Source organism: Devosia oryziradicis, assembly GCF_016698645.1.
Classification (GTDB): Bacteria; Pseudomonadota; Alphaproteobacteria; order Rhizobiales; family Devosiaceae; genus Devosia; species Devosia oryziradicis.
Genome location: NZ_CP068047.1, coordinates 144637 through 162491 on the forward strand (window position 1 = coordinate 144637; position 17855 = coordinate 162491).

Consider the following 17855-nt stretch of genomic DNA (forward strand, 5'->3'; position numbering starts at 1 on the left):
CTAGAGCGATAGCCGGCCGCGCATGACGATGACGCCGGCGCCCGATATTTCGGGCTCGGGCGCGAGGCCGAGGCGCAGGATGCTGCGCCGACCCATCTTGGTGCCCTGCTCGATCTCGATAGGTCCGTTTATCAGGCCCTGGTCGGCCAGGTAGGCGGCAAGCGGGCCGGCCGCGGTGCCGGTCGCGGCGTCTTCCCACAAACCCACCGTGGGGTTGAAGAACCGGGCATAGGCGCGTTCGGGTGCAGCCTCGTCGAAGGCGTAGACGTAGCATCCCTCGGCGGAAGCCGCGTGGAGGACCTTGAGCAGCCCCTTGGCGGAGGGTTCGGCACGGTCCACCGTGGCAATGTCGCGCAGGCGAACCAGCAGATGCGCGACGCCGGTATCGCCGACGCGCGGTGGCGGGTCGGAAAGGACGTCCTCCGGCGCAAGGCCGAGGGCCGCCGTCAAAGGCGCCACGTCGGCGAGGGCAGGCCCCAGCTTGAGGGTCGATTGCTTCATGCGCCCGAAAGTGCGTCCGTCGGTCCGGCGCAACTCGATCGGCAGCACTTCACCCCCAATCTCCTGGCGGAACTGGCGAGGCACCTCGATGGGACCGAGCTTGCCATCCTCGGCCAGCCAGAGCCACGCCCCGAGCGCATTGTGGCCGGCGCCGCCGACTTCGGCTCCTGATGCCGTAAAGGAGCGGAGCTTGAGATCGGCGCGATCGCTGCGCATGATGAATGTGGTTTCAGCCTGATTGAACTCGCCCGAGATACGCCGCATCTGCGCGTCGGACAGCGTGTCGGCGCCCTCCACCACCGCCAGGGGACTGCCGCTCAGCGCCGTGTCCGCGAAGACATCGATGAGGCCGGCGACCAGGCTTGCAGTGCTCGATTGCGGGGACATGGCATAACTCCTATCCTGCTGACGAGAACGAGAGTGCCTCACGGCGCCTGGGCCGTAAAACGCGCATTCCTTGCCCGTATGACAAGGGAAACTAATCATTCGTCCATCGCTTGAATCCCTCCGCATTCTCGAGATGTGCGTCAGCACGGGCAGCTTTGCCGGCGCCGCCGACCGACTTGCGCTGACCCCGGCCGCCGTCAGCCTGCGCATTCGCTCGCTTGAGACCGAACTGGGCCAGAAGCTCTTCACTCGTGTTGGTCGCCGGGTGGTGCCGACCCCAGGTGCCATGGCGCTGGCCGGTCGGGTCAAGCAGGCTCTGGATGGCATCACCGAGGCGCTCGATGCCTTTCAGGCCGCTACCACGCCGCTGCGCGTCACCGCGCCGCCGACCTTTGCCGGCCGCTGGCTGGCGCCGCGCCTGGCGCAGTATCGCGCCCCTGGCAATGCCGCCATCGAACTCGACATTTCCTCCGATATCCGCGATCCGACGGCCTTCGACGTGGCCATACGCACCGGCCGCGGCGGCTGGGACGGACTCGACGAGTATCCGCTGATGCCGGTAGACGTCACCCCGATGCTGGCGCCTTCCCTGCTGGGCAACAGGACGCTGGCCCGGCCGGAGGATCTTGCCGCATTCGACCTGCTGCCGCATCCAGACTGGGGAAAGTGGTTTGCCCGGGCCGAGCGGCCGATGCCCGACAATCTGCGCTTTGCCGGCGTCGACTATTCCATCTTCGAGTTGATCGCCAGCGCGGCGGTGAGTGGCTTGGGCGTGGCCCTGCTGTCGCCCACGCTGTTCCGGCCGCTGCTGGAATCCGGGCAGTTGATGGCCCCGCTCGCCACCGTGCTCAAGGGTCCCGACTGGTACTTTGCGCTGGTGCGCGAAGGCGACGGGCGGCCATGCCCCCGTGGGTTCTGCGACTGGCTCTGCGCGCAGGCCCGGCAGGCGCCTGCCTGATTCCCGGCGTCCCTCGGCAACCGGATGGCCCCCGAGGCGTTCTGCCCGGGCATCCATTCGCGCATCGCGCGAGTGGATTGTTGCGCTTGGCCTCCATCTCCGAAAGAATCGTCATGCTGATCTTGCTGACCTCGCTCGTCCTTGCCGCCATCGGATTGACGTTGGGGGGACTGGGCGGGTGGCTCGTGACGCTGGGTGGCAGTTGGTACTACCTCATCGTCGGCCTTGCCTTCCTTGGCACGGCCTGGCTGCTGCTGCGCCGCCGGGCCGAAGCGCTCTGGCTCTATTCCGCAATCCTTGTCGGTTCCATCCTCTGGGCCGTGTGGGAAGTCGGCTTTGACTGGTGGCAGCTTGGCGCCCGTGGCGGCGTCATCGTGCTGCTCGGCATCTGGTTGTGGATGCCGTGGATCCGCAACAGGCTAGGCCAGGGACGGCTTGGCGGCGGCGTCATTCTGGCGGTTGCCAATGTGCTGGCGATTATCGTCGCCGTCTATTCCATGTTCCAGGACCCGCAGGATATTGCCGGCTCGCTCAATACCGATGTCGTCGCGGCCACGCCGAATCTGGGGGCCGATTTCGACGATGGCGACTGGCAGCAATATGGCAGGACGCCCTACGGCCAGCGCTATTCTCCACTCGACCAGATCACCACGGAAAATGTCGCGAACCTGGCACCGGCATGGACCTACCAGACCGGTGACGTGAAGCTGCCCGAGGATGTCGGCGAGACGACCTACCAGGTCACCCCGATCAAGATCGACGACACGCTCTATATCTGCACGCCGCACAACCTGGCGATTGCGCTCGATGCGCGCACCGGTACGGAAAAATGGCGGTTCGACGCCAATTCCGGACTCAACCCCGATCGGCAGCACCAGACCTGCCGGGGCGTCACCTACTGGGCGGACCCCGCCGCTGCAGCCGGGTCCGCCTGTGCAACCCGGGTCTATCTGCCCACGGCCGATGCCCGGCTGATCGCGCTCGATGCCACCACCGGCCAGGTCTGCGCAAGCTTTGCCGATGCCGGCACCCTGCACCTGGAAGCGGGCATGAAGTACTCGCCGGCGGGATACTATTACTCGACCTCGCCGCCAGTGGCGGTCGACGGCAAGCTGATCATCGGCGGAGCCGTCAACGACAACTATTCCACCCAGGAACAGTCGGGGGTGATCCGCGCCTTCGATGCGCTGACCGGGGAACTGGTCTGGAACTGGGATTCGGGCAATCCGCAGGATACGACGCCGATCGATATCGCCGGCGGCGAGACCTACACCACCAATTCACCCAATAGCTGGTCGGTATTCGCGGTCGATGCCGCACTGGGCCTGGTCTATGTGCCGCTCGGCAACCAGGTGCCCGACCAGATCGGCATCGGCCGCAGCGCCAATGTCGAGAAATACTCGTCCTCCATCGTCGCGCTTGATATCGCCAGCGGCCGCGATGTGTGGGTGCAGCAATTCGTCCACCACGACCTGTGGGACATGGACGTGCCGGCCCAACCCGTCCTGCTCGACATTAACGGGCCCGATGGCGCACCCGTCCCTGCGCTGGTCGGCCCCACCAAACAGGGCGACATCTATGTGCTCGATCGGCGCACGGGTGCTCCACTTCTGGCCATGACGGAGGAGCCCGCCCCACAGGGGGCCATCGAGGGCGACTTCACCGCAGCGACCCAACCAACCTCGGCCCTCAGCTTCAAGCCTGAGCCGCTGGAGGAAAAGGACATGTGGGGCATCACCCTTTTCGACCAGCTGATGTGCCGCATCGCCCTGCACCAGCATCGCTACGAGGGCCGCTACACCCCGCCGTCGCTCCAGGGCTCGATTGTCTATCCGGGCAATTTCGGAACCTTCAACTGGGGCTCGGTCGCGGTCGATCCGGAGCGGCAGGTGATGTTCGGAATGCCCACCTATCTCGCCTTCACCTCGCGCCTGGTGCCGGCGGCGGAAATTCCGCCCAAGGGACAGGGTGAAAAAGGGAGCGAACAGGGCCTCAACCGCAATGACGGCGCGCCCTATGGCGTGTTCATGGGTCCGTTCCTCGGTCCGCTCGGCATACCCTGCCAGGCGCCCGGCTGGGGCTTCGTGGCTGGAGCCGATCTACGCACCGGCGAAATCGCCTACAAGCATCGCAATGGCACAGTGCGGGACATGACCCCGCTGCCCCTGCCCTTCAAGGTGGGCGTGCCCGGCATTGGCGGCCCGATGATCACCCGGGGTGGCGTGGTGTTCCTGGGCGCTGCCGTGGACAATTTCCTGCGCGCCTATGACCTGACGACCGGCAACCAGCTCTGGGAGACGCGACTGCCGGCGGGCGGTCAATCGACCCCCATGACCTACAGCGTGGATGGCAAGCAATATGTGGTCATCGTCGCCGGCGGGCATGGCTCGATCGGCACCAAGCCGGGCGACTATGTCCTCGCCTATACGCTCGACGACGACACTAGCGGCTGACCTTGGCCGAAAGGGTCCGCCGTATCGCCTCGTGCCAGCCACGCAGCTTGCTCCGCCGCGTGGCGGCGCTCATGCGCGGTCGGAACTCGCGCTCCTCGTGCCGACGCGCGGCGAACCCCGCAGCGTCGGGCCAGACGCCGGCTTTCCAACCCGCCAGCCAGGCCGCGCCCAGGGCCGTGGTCTCTTCGGTCCTCGAGCAATCGACCCGGCAATCGAGAATGTCGGCGAGGAACTGCATGGTCCAGGATGAGGCGACCATGCCGCCATCCACCCGCAGCACGATGTCATGGGCGCTGCGCCAATCCTTGCGCATGGCCTCGACCAGGTCGCTGGACTGGTAGCCGACCGCCTCGAGGGCGGCGCGGACCAGTTCGGGGCGACGGGTACTGCGGGTCAGTCCATAGATGGCGCCACGGGCATCGCTGTCCCACCACGGCGCACCCAGGCCCAGGAAGGCGGGGACCATGTAGACAGGCTGGTCCGGGTCGGCGGCGTTGGCAAGGGTTTCGGCCTCCTTCCACTGGTCGAGGATGCCGATATCGTCGCGCAGCCACTGCAGCGCACCGCCCACCATGAAGATGGCGCCTTCGAGCGCGTAGGTGGTCTTGCCGTCGAGCCGGTACGCCACCGTGGTCAGCAGGTGATTGCGCGAATGGACCAGGTCGGCGCCGGTATTGAGCAGCGCAAAGCAGCTGGTGCCATAGGTGGATTTGACCATGCCAGGCGTGAAGCAGGCCTGGCCGATCAGTGCCGCCTGCTGATCGCCGACGACGCCGTGGATGGGAACGGCCGCGCCCAGCACAGCGGGGTCCATGGTGCCATAGTCATCGGCGCTGTCCTTGACCTCGGGCAGGATAGCGGCCGGAATTTCGAACAGCGCCAGCAGTTGCGGGTCCCAGGCACCGGTCTTGAGATTGTAGAGCGAGGTGCGGCTGGCATTGCTGGCGTCGGTGGCATGCACCTTGCCACCTGTTAGCCGCCAGATCAGGAAGCTGTCGATGGTACCGAAGGCCAGTTCGCCTCGCTTGGCGCGCTTGCGGGCACCTTTGACATTGTCGAGGATCCACTTGACCTTGGTGGCCGAAAAATAGGAATCGAGCATCAGCCCGCTGCGTTTGCGCACCAGCCGTTCATGCCCGGCGGCGCGCAGCTTGGCGCAGGTGGCGGCAGTGCGCCGGTCCTGCCAGACGATGGCGTTGTAGATGGCCTTGCCGGTCTGGCGGTCCCACACGATGGTGGTTTCGCGCTGGTTGGAAATGCCGATAGCCGCCAGATCCGCTGCCGTGATGCCGGCCTTGCGCAAGGCCGTCTTGCAGGCCCACAGGCATGTGGCCCAGATTTCCTCCGGGATGTGTTCGACCCAGCCATTGGCCGGATGGTGCTGGGTAAAGTCCATGCGGCCCATGCCGACAATGGTCTGATCGGCGTCAAAAATGATGGCACGGCTGGTGGTCGTACCCTGGTCGATTACGAGTATGTACGGCCCCATCCCCATGCCTCGTCACAGTTCCCGCGGCTGCGCGTGGTTTCGCCTGCAATCAGCGCGAAAATGCTCACAAGTGCAATGGGATCATCTCGTCTTGGCAGCAGCAAAATGATATTGATGCGCCCGTATCTGGGGTTTTCGTTTCGTCATGGCCAAATCTGAGCGCCGGCTGGTTCCGATCGTGTCGATAGACGTGGTCGGTTTCTCCCGGCTCGTGCAACATAATGAGCGGCAGACGGTGCGTCTGGTGCGCCGGGCCTATGCGCACTTCGTCAACCGGATCGGCGAGCGCGGCGGCGCCGTGTTCAAGACCATGGGCGATGGCCTTCTGGCCGAATTCACCAGCGTCATCGCGGCGGTCGAATGGGTGGCACGCATCCAGAAGGAGCTGCATAGCCGGCAGCTCCGTGCCCCCGGCGGGGAAATCCTCCAGGTGCGCGCCGGCATCGTGATGGCCGACGTCTTGGTGCATGGCGACGACCTGTTCGGGAATGGCGTCAACCTGGCGGTGCGGGTGCAGAACCTGTCGCCGCCGGGCGGCATGGCCATCACCAAATGGATGTACGAATATCTGGGGGGCCAGTCCGACCTCGAATTCACCGACCTGGGCCCCTCGATCCTTAAGAACATTCCCAAGACGGTGCGCATCTTCGTCTGGCATCCGAGTGGGGCGGTGGCACCGGCCGCCAAGCCTGACGAGCCGGCGGCGCTGGTGCCGCCCTCGACCAGGCCCTCGGTCGTGGTCCTGCCCTTCGACAACATGTCGGGCGAGGCCGACCAGGCCTATTTCGCCGATGCCGTGGTGGAGGAAATCACCGCGACCCTGGCCCGGATCAAGGATTTCTTCGTTATCGCCCGCAATTCGGCCTTTGCCTACAAGGGCCGCGCGATCGACGTGCGGCAGGTGGGGCGCGAACTGGGCGTGCGCTATGTCGTCGAGGGCAGCGTGCGCCGGGTCGGCGAACGCGTCCGCATCACCGCGCAGCTCGTCGAGACCGAAACGGGCAACCATGTGTGGTCCGACAAGGTCAATGGCACGGTGCATGAACTGTTCGACCTGCAGGACAGCATGGCGGCGCTGGTGGCCAGCGCGATCCAGCCCAGCATCAGGCAGGCCGAGATCGACCGCGCAGTGCTCAAGCGCCCTGATACGCTGGCCGCCTACGACCTGGTGATGCGCGCCATGCCCCACCTGTGGGCGCATCAGCCGCACGAGAACCGCCAGGCCATCGATCTGCTCGACCAAGCCCTCAAGCTTGAGCCGGGCTATGGCCTGGCTGCCGCGCTGGCTGCCTGGGCGCATGGCCAGCAGATTGCCTATAATTGGACGCAGGACGCGGCGGGCGAACGCGCCCATGCCAATCGCCTGATCGAGCTGGCATCGAGCACCACGGCAGGCAACCCGACCGCCATGACGGCGCTGGCTTCGGCCATCATGCAGACGGGTGGCGACGTGGCGCAGGCGACGGCTCTGGCGGAGCGTGCCCTGGCCCTCGACCCCAATCATGCCTGGGCCTGGCTGCGGCGCGGCTTCGGCCGGGTGTATCTGGGCTTCCCCGAGGAGGGCCTGGCTGCCTTCGAAGCGTCGCTGCGCCTCAGCCCGCTCGATCCGTTTGCCTTCAACATGAGCCTTGGCATGGGGCTGGCGCATTTCTCCGCGGGGCGTCCGAAGCAGGCCATCGAATTTGCCAGCCGGGCCTTGGCGGAGCGCCCGGGCCTCACCTGGCCCTATCGTGACCTTGCGACCTACCACGCCCATGCCGGCGACCTCCAGGCAGCCCAGGCCGCGCTGGCCAAATTCGGCGCCGGGCGACCAGACCTCAACATCACGTCCATCCGCGACAGCCTGCGCTTCATGCATCCTGGCCTGTTGGACCAGTATATGCGAGGGCTGGAACTGGCGGGGCTGCAGTAAGCTCGCAGGAAACCGGCCGTGGCACGACAAATGTCAATTCCTGGCCGGCCCACGCTCCTAGGATGGTCCCGCGCCAAGCCTGTGACTTGTCGCCCAGCAAGAAGCATCGATGTCGAGCGTCCCTCTCACTGCCCAAGAGCCTCGTGCATGCCGGTCCTGCAATGTCCGCTACAGCGGCATTTGCAGCGTCCTCGATGCTGCGCAGTTGCATGACCTGGCGCGGCATACCCGGGCGAGCCGCCACCAGGCCGGCTCCGAACTGTTCGGTGAGGAAACCAGCATTACCAGCTACGCCAATGTGGTGAGCGGTGTGATCAAGCTGATGAAGGTGCTGGAAGATGGCCGCCAGCAGGTGGTGGGGCTCAAGTTCGCCAACGACTTCATCGGCCGGGTCCACGCCACGTCGAACACGCTCTCCGCGGAAGCGGCGTCAGATGTGGAGCTGTGCCAAGTCCCCCGCGCGATCCTCGAAGCAATGCTGGAAGACAACCGGCCGCTCGAACAGAAGCTCATGCAGGAAACGCTGCGGGAGTTGGACGAGGCGCGGGAATGGATGGTCACCCTGGGCCGGAAATCGGCTGGCGAGCGCGTCGCCAGCTTCCTCTACCTGATTGCGCTGCATGTCCGCCCCGAGCTGGCCCTTGTGGCCACCGAAGTGGAATATGATCTGCCCCTGACAAGGGGCGACATGGCGGACTTTCTGGGCCTCTCGATCGAGACCGTTTCGCGGCAGCTCACCCAATTGCGGCGGCTGGAAATCGTGGTCATCCGCAACAAGCGGCACGTGACCATTCCCGATACCGAACGGCTGCGCCTGCGCGCGGGCTAGACTGCCTTGGAATAGCGCGCATTGCCGACCTGCAGATAGGCGTCCAGGCCGGCAGCGATGGTGCGCACGAATGGTCTGCCGCGCTCGGTGACCTCGAGCTTTCCCGGCAAAAGCTGGACCAGGCCATGCTCGTCGGTCATGGCGATCGCAGCAGCATCTTCGACAACCGGATCGGCATCCGGGCCGAAGGTCGCGCGCAAAGCCGCCAGGTCCAGGCTGAAATCGCAGAGCAGGCGCTCGATGGCGTGGCCGCGCACCTGGTCGTCGCGGGTGAGGGTAACGCCGCGCTCGATGGCGCCTGCACCGCTCATCGCCCGGCGCTGGTATTCGTGCGTGGATACCACATTCTGCACGTAACCCTGCGGCAACCGACCGATCGCCGACGCCCCCAGCCCGATCAGGGCGTCGTGCTGGTCGGCGGTGTAACCCTGGAAGTTCCGGCGCAAGCGGCCGGCATGGCTGGCCAGGGCCAGCCGGTCATGCGGCAGGGCGAAATGGTCAAAGCCGATGCGCTCATAGCCGTTGGCAAGTAGTTCGGCCGCTGCAGCCTGGCTTTGCCGGAAGCGTTCGGTAGTGTCGGGCAAGGCCTGCTCGTCGATCATGGCCTGGTGTTTCTTCATCCAGGGAACATGGGCATAGCCGAAAAGCGCGACGCGTTCGGGACGCAGCGACGCCACCTGACGCGCCGTCTGGGCAGCACCGGCAACGGTCTGATGCGGCAGGCCATAGAGCATGTCGATATTGAGCGAGCGCACGCCGACCGCCCGCACGGACTCGACGACGTGGCGGGTCTGTTCGTAAGTCTGGATCCGGTTGATCGCCGCCTGGACGCGTGGATCGAAATCCTGCACGCCGATGCTGGCGCGGGTCAGGCCGGCGGCGGCCCAGGCTCCGTATTTCTCGGGTGCCATGTCGTTGGGGTCAAGCTCGACGCTGAACTCCACGACGTCCGCAAAATGGAATGCCTCGCGCAGCAAGCTGGAGGTGGCCGCAATGTCATCGGGCTCAAGCAGGGACGGTGACCCCCCACCCCAGTGGACGGCAGTGACGGGCCGCGTGCCGACCATGCAGCCAACCTGCCCGATTTCAGCCGCCAGCGCCTCGAGATAGGCGGTGATCGGGCTGTAACGGTTGACCTGCTTGGTGTGGCATCCGCAGAACCAGCACAGGCGATCGCAGAATGGCAGATGCAGATAGAGCGACAGCTGGGCGGACGCCGGCAGCGCCTCCAGCCAGCTTGCATACTGGGCCTGATCGATTCCGGGGTGGAAATGGGGCGCGGTTGGATAGCTGGTGTAGCGCGGCACGGGTCGGGAGAGCTTGGTCGCCAGGTCTTCGGTCATTGGAGGCTCCGCATCAGGTCGCCCCGCTTTAGCCCGAACAAGGCGGGGCCACTTTGATCCCCGTCAATCGCGATTGCCGTCAGGGCATGTCGTCGTCGAGCAGCACGCGCTGCGCTGAGCCCTCGATGTCGTCATACTGGCCGTTGCGCAGCGCCCAGAAGAAGCTCGCGAGCGCCAGGGCGCCAAGCCCCATGGCCGATGCTACCAGCACGATCAGACCGCTCATTTGATGTCACTCCTGGGAGGTTGGGTGAAGCGGAGGCGCAGCGCATTGAGAACCACGATCATGGAGGATGAGGACATGGCGATGGCCGCGACGAGCGGGGTCACCAGTCCTGCCGCAGCCATTGGCAGCACCACCAGATTGTAGGCCATCGAGATGGCAAGGTTCTGCCGCACGATGGTGTCCGTCATCCGTGCCAGCCACAGCGCGAAGGGTACACCGGCCAGCCGGTCGCTGGTCAGCACGAAGTCGGCAGCGGCCCGGCCGACATCGGCGGCGCTGGCGGGGGCAAACGAGACGTCGGCGCCGCGCAGCGCGACGGCGTCATTGATGCCGTCGCCGACCATGGCGACCGGACCGCCTCGGCGCAGCGCCTCGATGGTCTCCAGCTTGCCCGAGGGCGTCAGCGCATATGCCGCGCGCTCAATTCCCAGGGCGGATGCGACGCGCCGCACACTGGCGCTTCGGTCTCCCGATACGATGCTGACCTCCAGGCTGGCCTGTTGCAGGTCGCACAGCGTCGAAGCCGCGTCGGGTCGCAGGATGTCTTCGAACTCAAAGCAGGCGACGACCGTGTCGCCGTTCGACAGCCAGACACGGCTGCGTTCGCCCGCGCCGTCATCGGCGGCACCGCAGAAGCTGGCGCTGCCCAGGCGCCAGCGCTGCCCTTCGATCCGGGCTTCGACACCACCCCCCGGGACTTCTCGGCAGTCTGGCGGCAGGGGACCGGTCACGCCGCCCGATGCCAGCGCCAGCGACAGCGGATGATTGCTGGCCGCCGCCATGGCGCGAGCCATCGAGAGGCTCTCCTGGCTGCCAAAGACCTCGCCGGCATAAACCGGCCGGCCCGAGGTCAGCGTTCCCGTCTTGTCGAACGCGACATGCCTTACGGTGGCCAGGCGCTCCAGCGCGGCACCGTCTTTCATCAGTACACCCTGCGCAAACAGCCGGCCGGCGGCAACGACATGCGCGATGGGCACGGCCAGGGCCAGGGCGCAGGGACAGGTGACGATCAGCACGGCCACGGCATTGAGCAGGGCGGTATGCCACCCTGCCCCGGCAGCTATCCAGAACAGAAAGGTCAGGGCCGCAGCGAGGTGGACGAGCGGGGCATAAAGATCGGCGGCCCGATCGGCGATGCGGCGATAGCGGGTCCGCGCGGATTCGGCAGACTCCATCAGGGCGGCGGTGCGGGCGACAAAGGAATCGATGGCCGGCCTGGTTGCGGTGACTGCGATGGGACGGTCCACCACCAGGGCGCCTGCCGGCAGCGCGTCACCGGCCACCACAGGCAGCGGCATGGCCTCCCCGTTGACCACGGACATATCGACCGCGCCGGAATCGACGGCAGCACAATCGACAGGCACACGATCGCCGGCGCGCAGCAGCAGCCGCATGCCCGGCACGATTTCCGCCAGCCTGACGAAAGCCACGGAGCCATCATCGAAAAAGCGCTGCGCCCCGCGCGGCGCCAGGCGCGCCAGGCTCGAAACCGCCGCCCGCGCCTGGGCCCGCATCACGTGATCGAGCGTGCGGCCCACCAGCAGGAAAAACAGCAGCATGGTGGACGCGTCGAAATAGGCGTGCTGCCCCGCCAGCCGGGTCTCGAGCAGGCTTATTGCCGTGGTCGCGATCAGGGCGATGGCAATGGGGACGTCCATGTTCGCCTTGCCGGCGCGCAGGGCGGCATAGGCGGATCGAAAAAAAGGGCGACCGGCAAAGGCCACCGCCGGCACGGCCACCAATGCCGACAGCCAATAGAAGAGGGTCCGCGCATCGCCCTCGACCCCAGACCACACGGCCTCCGAGAAGAACATGGTGTGGGCCGAGGCGAAGCCGGCCACCACGAGCGCCGAGACGAGTTCGCGGAGCGCTGGGTCCCTGCCCTCCATCGCCTGGGGATCGATGGGATGATTGCGGTAGCCGCTGCGGGTCACCGCGTCCTCAAAGCCAGACGGATCGGAGGCGGGGTCGAAATCGATCTGCACCTGCCGCCGGTCTAGATTGACCCGGGCGCCCCGGACGCCGGGGAGCACCAGGAGGGCTTTCTCGATCGTCTGGATGCAGGTGGCACAGTAGGCGTCCGGTACGGACAGGCTGACCCTGCTGGCGCCGTCGGGGCCAGGTTCGATGAATTCCAGTACGTCCGCCCGGGCGCTCATGGGCTTAGCGGACCGTTATCCGCGTCTCGCGCTCGATAGCACCCAGGGCCGTTGGCGCGGTGGTTACCGTGATGTCCCAGACACCTGATGCCAGCGTTACGGCGCCTTCATACCCGGAAGGGCCGGGCGAGAGAGGCACGGTGATATCGTCATGGCCGCCGACCGGCCGGCGCACGAAGGCCTGGACCTCCTGGAGGTCGAGCGGCTCGCCGTCTTCAGCGATCCGGACGATCAACCGGCCGTCGCGATAGGCAATGTCCATGGTCCAGCCTGCAGCATCCTGCCGGTGCGCCGCGTCGGCCTTCACCTGGAACTCCTGGCTCGCAACATAGCTGTTGTCGACAACCAGCCCCGTCCAGGTGCGGGAAGCCGAGACCGCCATGAGCGCATTGACCCCGATGACGACGCCGAAGAAGGCGCCGGTGACCAGCAACATGTGCCTGCCGGTGAATTCGCTGGTGCTGGCCATGGTCATTCCTCCTGGTCGGGGGCTTCGAAGCGGACGGGCGTGGAGGCACTCATGGCGCCATCCTGGCTGGTGACGACCATGGTGAAATCCGACTGCGAGGGCAGGTTCCGGGCGGTGGAGCGCACATAGAGCCGAAGCGGCAGCACGAGGTCGGGTTCGACCGTCACACGCAGTTGGCGCGCTGCCGCGTCGGTCAGGGACGGCCCGGCCAACGTCGCTCCATCCAGGCCCTCGATCGAGAGGACGAGCTCTTGCGGCTGTTGGGTCATGTTCAGGATCTTGATGTCATAGCCGTTCTGGATCGAGCCGTCGGACAGCATGACGAAGAGCGGGTTGCGGTCGTGCAATACGTTGAGCCCGATGGCCGGGCGCAGCGACAAAGCCACCAGCATGGCCATGCCGATGGCCGACCAGCCGAGGAAATAGACCAGCGTCCTGGGCCGCAGTACCGAGCGCCAATTGGTCCGGCGAATACCCGGGGCGAAGCCACCCGTGGCATTGCGAACGCGGGCGGGCTGGATGACGACATCGTCCTGCCGCGCGATCCGCATATTGGCGCTGTAGTCGTTGAGTGTTGCGTAGGAAATCAGCCCGCGCTCGCGACCCAGCTTGTCCATGACGGCGTCGCAGGCATCGATGCACAGCGCACAGGTGATGCATTCGAGCTGCTGGCCGTCGCGAATGTCGATGCCCATCGGGCATACTGCAACGCAGGCCTTGCAATCGACGCAGTCCCCCACGGGCTTGCCGGCGGGCGAGGGATGCTTGGCAGGCTTGCCGCGCGGTTCGCCGCGCCAGTCATTGTAGGTGACCGTGAGGGAATGCTCGTCGAGCATGGCACCCTGGATTCGCGGCCAGGGGCACATATAGGTGCAGACCTGCTCGCGCATCAGGCCGCCGAAGGTGTAGGTCGTGGCCGTGAGAATGGCGATGGTGAAATAGGCGACCGGCGGCGCTTGTAGGCTGAAGAGATCGGCCGCCAAGGTCGGTGCATCGGCAAAATAGAAGATCCACGCTCCGCCCGTGGCCACGCCGATCAGCAACCAGATGCCATGCTTGAGCCCGCGCCGCCCAACCTTTGCCGGGGTCCATGGCGCCGCATCGAGCTTGATCCGGGCATTGCGATCGCCCTCGACGAACTGCTCGACGGCGATGAACAGGTCCACCCACACCGTCTGCGGACAGGCGTAGCCGCACCAGGCCCGTCCAACCGTGGAGGTAATGAGGAACAGGCCCACGCCCGCCATCACCAGCAGCCCGGCGACATAGTAGAATTCGTGCGGCCAGATTTCGATGAAGAGGAAATAGAACCGGCGGTTGTTCAGGTCGAGCAGAACGGCCTGGTCGGGCGCGTAGGGGCCGCGGTCCCAGCGGAGCCAGGGCGTCACGTAGTAGATCGACAGGGTGACCAGCATGACGAGCCACTTGAAGCGGCGGAACCAGCCCTGCACGCGCTTGGGAAAGATCTTGCGGCGAGCGGCATAGAGCGGTTGCCGCTTGGCTGACGAATTGACCGCTTCTACGTCGTCATGGGATTCGGGCAGCCTGGTATTGTCGATGATGATCATGCGTGCAGTTTGGGACCCGCCGGGTCCCCGCCCCTTGATCTGCGTCAAAACCGGATGAAAAAGGGAGCGCCACGACGCTCCCCTCTCGGTCCGGGACCGCTTTTGCATGCCGGTCCCGGACTATGCTTACTGGCCGCCGCCGAGCCCGTGGACGTAGATCGCCAGCTCCTTGATGGTGGCGTCGTCCAGCTTTTCGGACCAGGCCTGCATCATGCCGTGCCGTGGCCGTTCGATCTGGGCGGTGATCGCCTCGAGCGAACCCTCATAAAGCCAGATCTTGTCGGTGAGATCGGGCCCGCCGACATCGCTCATCCCGGCCCCGCGTTCGCCGTGGCATCCGGCGCAGTTGTCGGCGAACAGTTGCTCGCCCTCCGGGGTCGCGGCGCCGCCGATGTCGGAAAGACTGGCGACATAGGCGGCAACCTCCTTGATCGCCTCGCGATCGAGCATGCCGTCGGCGCCGAAATTGGGCATCAGGTTGTAGCGGGTATCGGGATCGGTTGGCGACCTGACCCCATGGGCGATGGTGAGGTAGATCTGTTCGATCGTGCCGCCCCAGATCCAGGAATCGTCATTGAGGTTGGGATAGCCCGGACCGCCCGCGGCGCCCGTACCGTGACACTGGGAGCAGTTGACGCGGAAGGCGGACGCGCCGGCCGAGGTGGCAAATCGCGCCAGTTCGGGATCGGCCAGGATGTCCTCGAGCGGTGCCTCGGCAATGCGCGCCACGACGGCGCCGTTGGCCGTTTCCACGGCTGCCATGGTCTGCTCGAGTTCGACGCGGCTGGAATAGCCCAGCAGGCCCGACGTCGCCGATGAAACCAGGGGCCAGGCGGGATAGAGGACCGTGTAACCGATGGCCCAGATGATGCAGGCATAGAACGTCCAAAGCCACCAGCGCGGCAGTGGATTGTTCAGTTCCTTGATGCCGTCCCATTCGTGGCCGGTGGTCTCGACCCCGCTGAGATGGTCGATATCCCGGTCGTGCCCGCCGGGGGAATTGTCCTGGCCGCTCATGGCGCGTTCCCTTCGTCGTTCTTGAGAGGAATGAGTGCAGCGTCCCGGGCCCGGTCTCTGGCGCCAGGCCGCAGCATGAGGGCGGCAACCGCCAGGAAGATCGCGAAGAGGTAGACCAGGCCCCAGGAGTCGGCGAAGTGGCGGAGGGTGTCGTAGTGCATGGTTCCTCCTAGCGGGCGTTTGCGGCTGGGTCGTAGGTGTTGAAATCGACCAGGGTGCCCAGCATCTGCAGATAGGCCACAAGGGCATCCATCTCGGTGATGCGCATCGGGTCCCCGTCGAAATCGCCGGTGACCGCTTTGGGATATCTGGCCAGGACGGTGGTGGTGTCGGCGTCGGGCGTCGCCTGGGCCACGAGGTCGGAGGCAGCGCCCTCGATCATCTCGGGCGTATAGGGAACCCCGACGCGCGCATTGGCCTGGAGCATCCCCTCGATCGTGTCGTAGTCCAGTGTCGCCTTGGCGAGGAACGAATAACTGGGCATGATGGATTCAGGCACCACCGATCGCGGATCGGTCAGGTGCTGCACCTGCCATTCGTTGGAATAGCGGCCGCCCACGCGAGCCAGGTCGGGCCCGGTCCGCTTGGAGCCCCACTGGAAGGGGTGGTCGTACATGGACTCGGCGGCCAGCGAATAGTGCCCGTAGCGCTCCACCTCGTCGCGGAACGGCCGGATCATCTGGCTATGGCAGACATAGCAGCCTTCCCGCACATAGATGTCGCGACCCGCCAGCTCCAGCGGCGAGTAGGGGCGCATGCCCTCCACCTTTTCGATCGTGTTCTGGAAGTAGAACAGGGGCGTGATTTCCACGATGCCGCCAATGCAGACCACGACCAGGGAGCCCACCAGCAGGAGCGAGGCATTGCGTTCGATGACGCCGTGTTTGTCGAGAATGGACAAGGCAGGGGCTCCTTACTCGGCAGGTTGAAGCTGGGTGGACACGGGCATCGGCTCTTCGTCGCGAACCTTGCCGGCAATCGTCATGGCGATGTTGAAGGCCATGATCAGCGCGCCGGCCAGGTAGAGAAGTCCGCCGAGCGCGCGCATGACGTAGTAGGGGTGGAGTGCCGCCACGGTCTCGGCGAAGGAATAGACCAGGAAGCCCTGGCTATCGTATTCGCGCCACATCAGCCCCTGCATCACACCCGAGACCCACATCACGGCGGCGTAGACGACGATGCCCAGGGTCGCGAGCCAGAAGTGCCAGTTGACCATGCGCAGCGAATAGAGACGCGCACGCCCCCACAGCCTGGGCACCATGAAATAGACGGCACCGAAGGTGATCATTCCGACCCAGCCCAGGGCGCCCGAATGGACGTGGCCGATGGTCCAGTCCGTATAGTGGCTGAGCCCGTTGACCGACTTGATGGACATGACCGGCCCTTCGAAGGTCGACATGCCATAAAAGGCAATGGCAATGACCATCATGCGGATGATGGGATCGGTCCGCATCTTGTCCCACGCGCCTCGCAGGGTGAGCAGGCCATTGATCATGCCGCCCCAGCTGGGCATCCAGAGCACCACCGAGAACACCATGCCCAGGGTCTGCGCCCAATCGGGCAGTGCCGTGTAATGCAGGTGGTGCGGACCGGCCCAGATATAGAGGAAGATGAGGGCCCAGAAGTGGATGATCGAAAGCCGGTACGAATAGACCGGGCGCTCGGCCTGCTTGGGCAGGTAGTAGTACATCATTCCCAGGAAGCCGGCCGTCAGGAAGAAGCCGACGGCGTTGTGGCCATACCACCACTGGGTCAGCGCATCCTGGACGCCCGAGAACAGCGAGTAGCTGCGCGCGCCGAACGGCGACACCGGGACTGCCAGGTTGTTGACCACGTGCAGCAGCGCAATGGTGACGATGAACGCCAAATAGAACCAGTTGGCGACATAGATATGGGGCTCCTTGCGCTTAAGCAGGGTACCCAGGAACACCACCAGATAGGCGACCCACACAACGGTCAGCCATAGGTCGACATACCACTCGGGCTCGGCATATTCGCGGCTTTGGGTGATGCCCAGCAGGTAGCCGGTTGCGGCCATGAGGATGAAGAGCTGGTAGCCCCAGAAGACGAACCAGGCCAGGTCCCCGCCAAAGAGGCGGGCGCGCGTCGTGCGCTGCACGACATAGAAACTGGTGGTCATCAGGGCCGTGCCGCCAAAGGCGAAGACCACCGCGCTGGTATGGAGCGGACGCAGGCGCCCGAAGTTGAACCAGGGTCCGAAGTTGACGTCGGGGAAGGCCAATTGGGTGGCAACCACCACACCGACCAGGAAACCGACCACACCCCAGAACACTGTCAGGATGCTGCCCAGGCGCACCGGGCCATCCATGTAGCCGGAAGCGGCCTCCACCGCTGCCGGTTGCGGCAGCCGCATGGCCACGATGGTCGCCAGGCCCAGGACCAGGCTCAGAATGCCCATGTGGACGCGGAAGGCGTCGTCGACCGCCAGCCCGGAAAGCGCCACGGCCGCGAGCGTGCCCGCGCCCAGTCCAATGATCCAACCCGTATATCTCACGTCGCCCCCTTCAGGTTCGGCCGACGCAT

Annotated in this window: 15 protein-coding genes; 4 read left to right on the plus strand and 11 right to left on the minus strand. The window is 65.5% G+C overall.

Translation table 11 applies throughout. From position 1 onward, the window contains the following. Nucleotides 1–888 carry a PhzF family phenazine biosynthesis protein gene (locus tag JI749_RS00650; RefSeq protein WP_201657275.1) on the minus strand — a complete coding sequence of 296 codons (888 nt, stop codon included), beginning with the start codon at nt 886–888 and terminating at the stop codon, nt 1–3. A 97-nt stretch (nt 889–985) separates the two neighbouring features. On the opposite strand from JI749_RS00650, the gene JI749_RS00655 reads away from it, so the two are divergent. After that, entirely contained in the window at nt 986–1846 is an 861-nt protein-coding gene (locus JI749_RS00655) for a LysR substrate-binding domain-containing protein (protein ID WP_201662394.1), read from the plus strand. Nucleotides 1847–1959: 113 nt separating this feature from the next. Beyond that, nucleotides 1960–4299 (plus strand): glucose/quinate/shikimate family membrane-bound PQQ-dependent dehydrogenase, encoded by a 2340-nt coding sequence (locus tag JI749_RS00660; RefSeq protein ID WP_201657278.1) that lies wholly within the window; start codon nt 1960–1962, stop codon nt 4297–4299. Here JI749_RS00660 and glpK read toward each other — a convergent pair. Then, the gene (gene glpK / locus JI749_RS00665) at nt 4289–5788 is read right to left on the minus strand and encodes a glycerol kinase GlpK (protein WP_201657281.1); all 1500 of its coding nucleotides are present in this window, start codon (nt 5786–5788) and stop codon (nt 4289–4291) included. The two genes, JI749_RS00660 and glpK, sit on opposite strands and share 11 nt — an antisense overlap. A 145-nt stretch (nt 5789–5933) precedes the next feature. Between glpK and JI749_RS00670 the strand changes: the two genes are divergently transcribed. Both JI749_RS00670 and JI749_RS00675 read left to right on the plus strand, forming a co-directional pair. Continuing rightward, nucleotides 5934–7700, plus strand: a complete 1767-nt coding sequence (locus tag JI749_RS00670; protein ID WP_201657284.1) for an adenylate/guanylate cyclase domain-containing protein — start codon at nt 5934–5936, stop codon at nt 7698–7700. Between the two features lie 109 nt (nt 7701–7809). Beyond that, complete coding sequence (locus JI749_RS00675; RefSeq protein WP_201657287.1) at nt 7810–8529, plus strand: Crp/Fnr family transcriptional regulator; 720 nt, start codon at nt 7810–7812, stop codon at nt 8527–8529. Here the strand turns inward: JI749_RS00675 and hemN are convergent. From hemN to ccoN, 9 genes are all read right to left on the minus strand, one after another. Further along, nucleotides 8526–9872: an oxygen-independent coproporphyrinogen III oxidase gene (gene hemN, locus JI749_RS00680; RefSeq protein WP_201657290.1), complete on the minus strand. Its 1347-nt coding sequence runs from the start codon at nt 9870–9872 to the stop codon at nt 8526–8528. The two genes, JI749_RS00675 and hemN, sit on opposite strands and share 4 nt — an antisense overlap. Nucleotides 9873–9951: 79 nt before the next feature. Next, a complete protein-coding gene (ccoS, locus tag JI749_RS00685) occupies nt 9952–10098 on the minus strand; it encodes a cbb3-type cytochrome oxidase assembly protein CcoS (RefSeq protein WP_201657293.1) in 147 nt (48 codons plus the stop codon). Then, the gene (locus JI749_RS00690) at nt 10095–12257 is read right to left on the minus strand and encodes a heavy metal translocating P-type ATPase (RefSeq protein WP_201657295.1); all 2163 of its coding nucleotides are present in this window, start codon (nt 12255–12257) and stop codon (nt 10095–10097) included. Before JI749_RS00690 ends, ccoS begins: the two co-directional genes overlap by 4 nt. A 4-nt stretch (nt 12258–12261) precedes the next feature. After that, nucleotides 12262–12726: a FixH family protein gene (locus JI749_RS00695; RefSeq protein ID WP_201657300.1), complete on the minus strand. Its 465-nt coding sequence runs from the start codon at nt 12724–12726 to the stop codon at nt 12262–12264. Nucleotides 12727–12728: 2 nt separating this feature from the next. Further along, entirely contained in the window at nt 12729–14294 is a 1566-nt protein-coding gene (gene ccoG, locus JI749_RS00700) for a cytochrome c oxidase accessory protein CcoG (RefSeq protein ID WP_201657302.1), read from the minus strand. Between the two features lie 126 nt (nt 14295–14420). Further along, entirely contained in the window at nt 14421–15311 is an 891-nt protein-coding gene (gene ccoP / locus JI749_RS00705; RefSeq protein WP_201657303.1) for a cytochrome-c oxidase, cbb3-type subunit III, read from the minus strand. Beyond that, on the minus strand, nt 15308–15472 hold the full coding sequence (locus JI749_RS00710; RefSeq protein ID WP_201657306.1) for a cbb3-type cytochrome oxidase subunit 3: 165 nt from the start codon (nt 15470–15472) through the stop codon (nt 15308–15310). Before JI749_RS00710 ends, ccoP begins: the two co-directional genes overlap by 4 nt. Before the next feature lie 8 nt (nt 15473–15480). Further along, the gene (gene ccoO / locus JI749_RS00715; RefSeq protein ID WP_201657309.1) at nt 15481–16212 is read right to left on the minus strand and encodes a cytochrome-c oxidase, cbb3-type subunit II; all 732 of its coding nucleotides are present in this window, start codon (nt 16210–16212) and stop codon (nt 15481–15483) included. Nucleotides 16213–16224: 12 nt separating this feature from the next. After that, entirely contained in the window at nt 16225–17799 is a 1575-nt protein-coding gene (gene ccoN, locus JI749_RS00720) for a cytochrome-c oxidase, cbb3-type subunit I (RefSeq protein ID WP_407644916.1), read from the minus strand. Nucleotides 17800–17855: the final 56 nt, after the last annotated feature.

Coding starts and splice junctions, on each gene's coding strand:
- JI749_RS00650 (WP_201657275.1), bottom strand. CDS start 888: ATGTCCCCGCAATCGAGCACTGCAAGCCTGGTCGCCGGCCTCATCGAT.
- JI749_RS00660 (WP_201657278.1), top strand. CDS start 1,960: ATGCTGATCTTGCTGACCTCGCTCGTCCTTGCCGCCATCGGATTGACG.
- glpK (WP_201657281.1), bottom strand. CDS start 5,788: ATGGGGCCGTACATACTCGTAATCGACCAGGGTACGACCACCAGCCGT.
- JI749_RS00670 (WP_201657284.1), top strand. CDS start 5,934: ATGGCCAAATCTGAGCGCCGGCTGGTTCCGATCGTGTCGATAGACGTG.
- JI749_RS00675 (WP_201657287.1), top strand. CDS start 7,810: ATGTCGAGCGTCCCTCTCACTGCCCAAGAGCCTCGTGCATGCCGGTCC.
- hemN (WP_201657290.1), bottom strand. CDS start 9,872: ATGACCGAAGACCTGGCGACCAAGCTCTCCCGACCCGTGCCGCGCTAC.
- ccoS (WP_201657293.1), bottom strand. CDS start 10,098: ATGAGCGGTCTGATCGTGCTGGTAGCATCGGCCATGGGGCTTGGCGCC.
- JI749_RS00690 (WP_201657295.1), bottom strand. CDS start 12,257: ATGAGCGCCCGGGCGGACGTACTGGAATTCATCGAACCTGGCCCCGAC.
- JI749_RS00695 (WP_201657300.1), bottom strand. CDS start 12,726: ATGGCCAGCACCAGCGAATTCACCGGCAGGCACATGTTGCTGGTCACC.
- ccoG (WP_201657302.1), bottom strand. CDS start 14,294: ATGATCATCATCGACAATACCAGGCTGCCCGAATCCCATGACGACGTA.
- ccoP (WP_201657303.1), bottom strand. CDS start 15,311: ATGAGCGGCCAGGACAATTCCCCCGGCGGGCACGACCGGGATATCGAC.
- JI749_RS00710 (WP_201657306.1), bottom strand. CDS start 15,472: ATGCACTACGACACCCTCCGCCACTTCGCCGACTCCTGGGGCCTGGTC.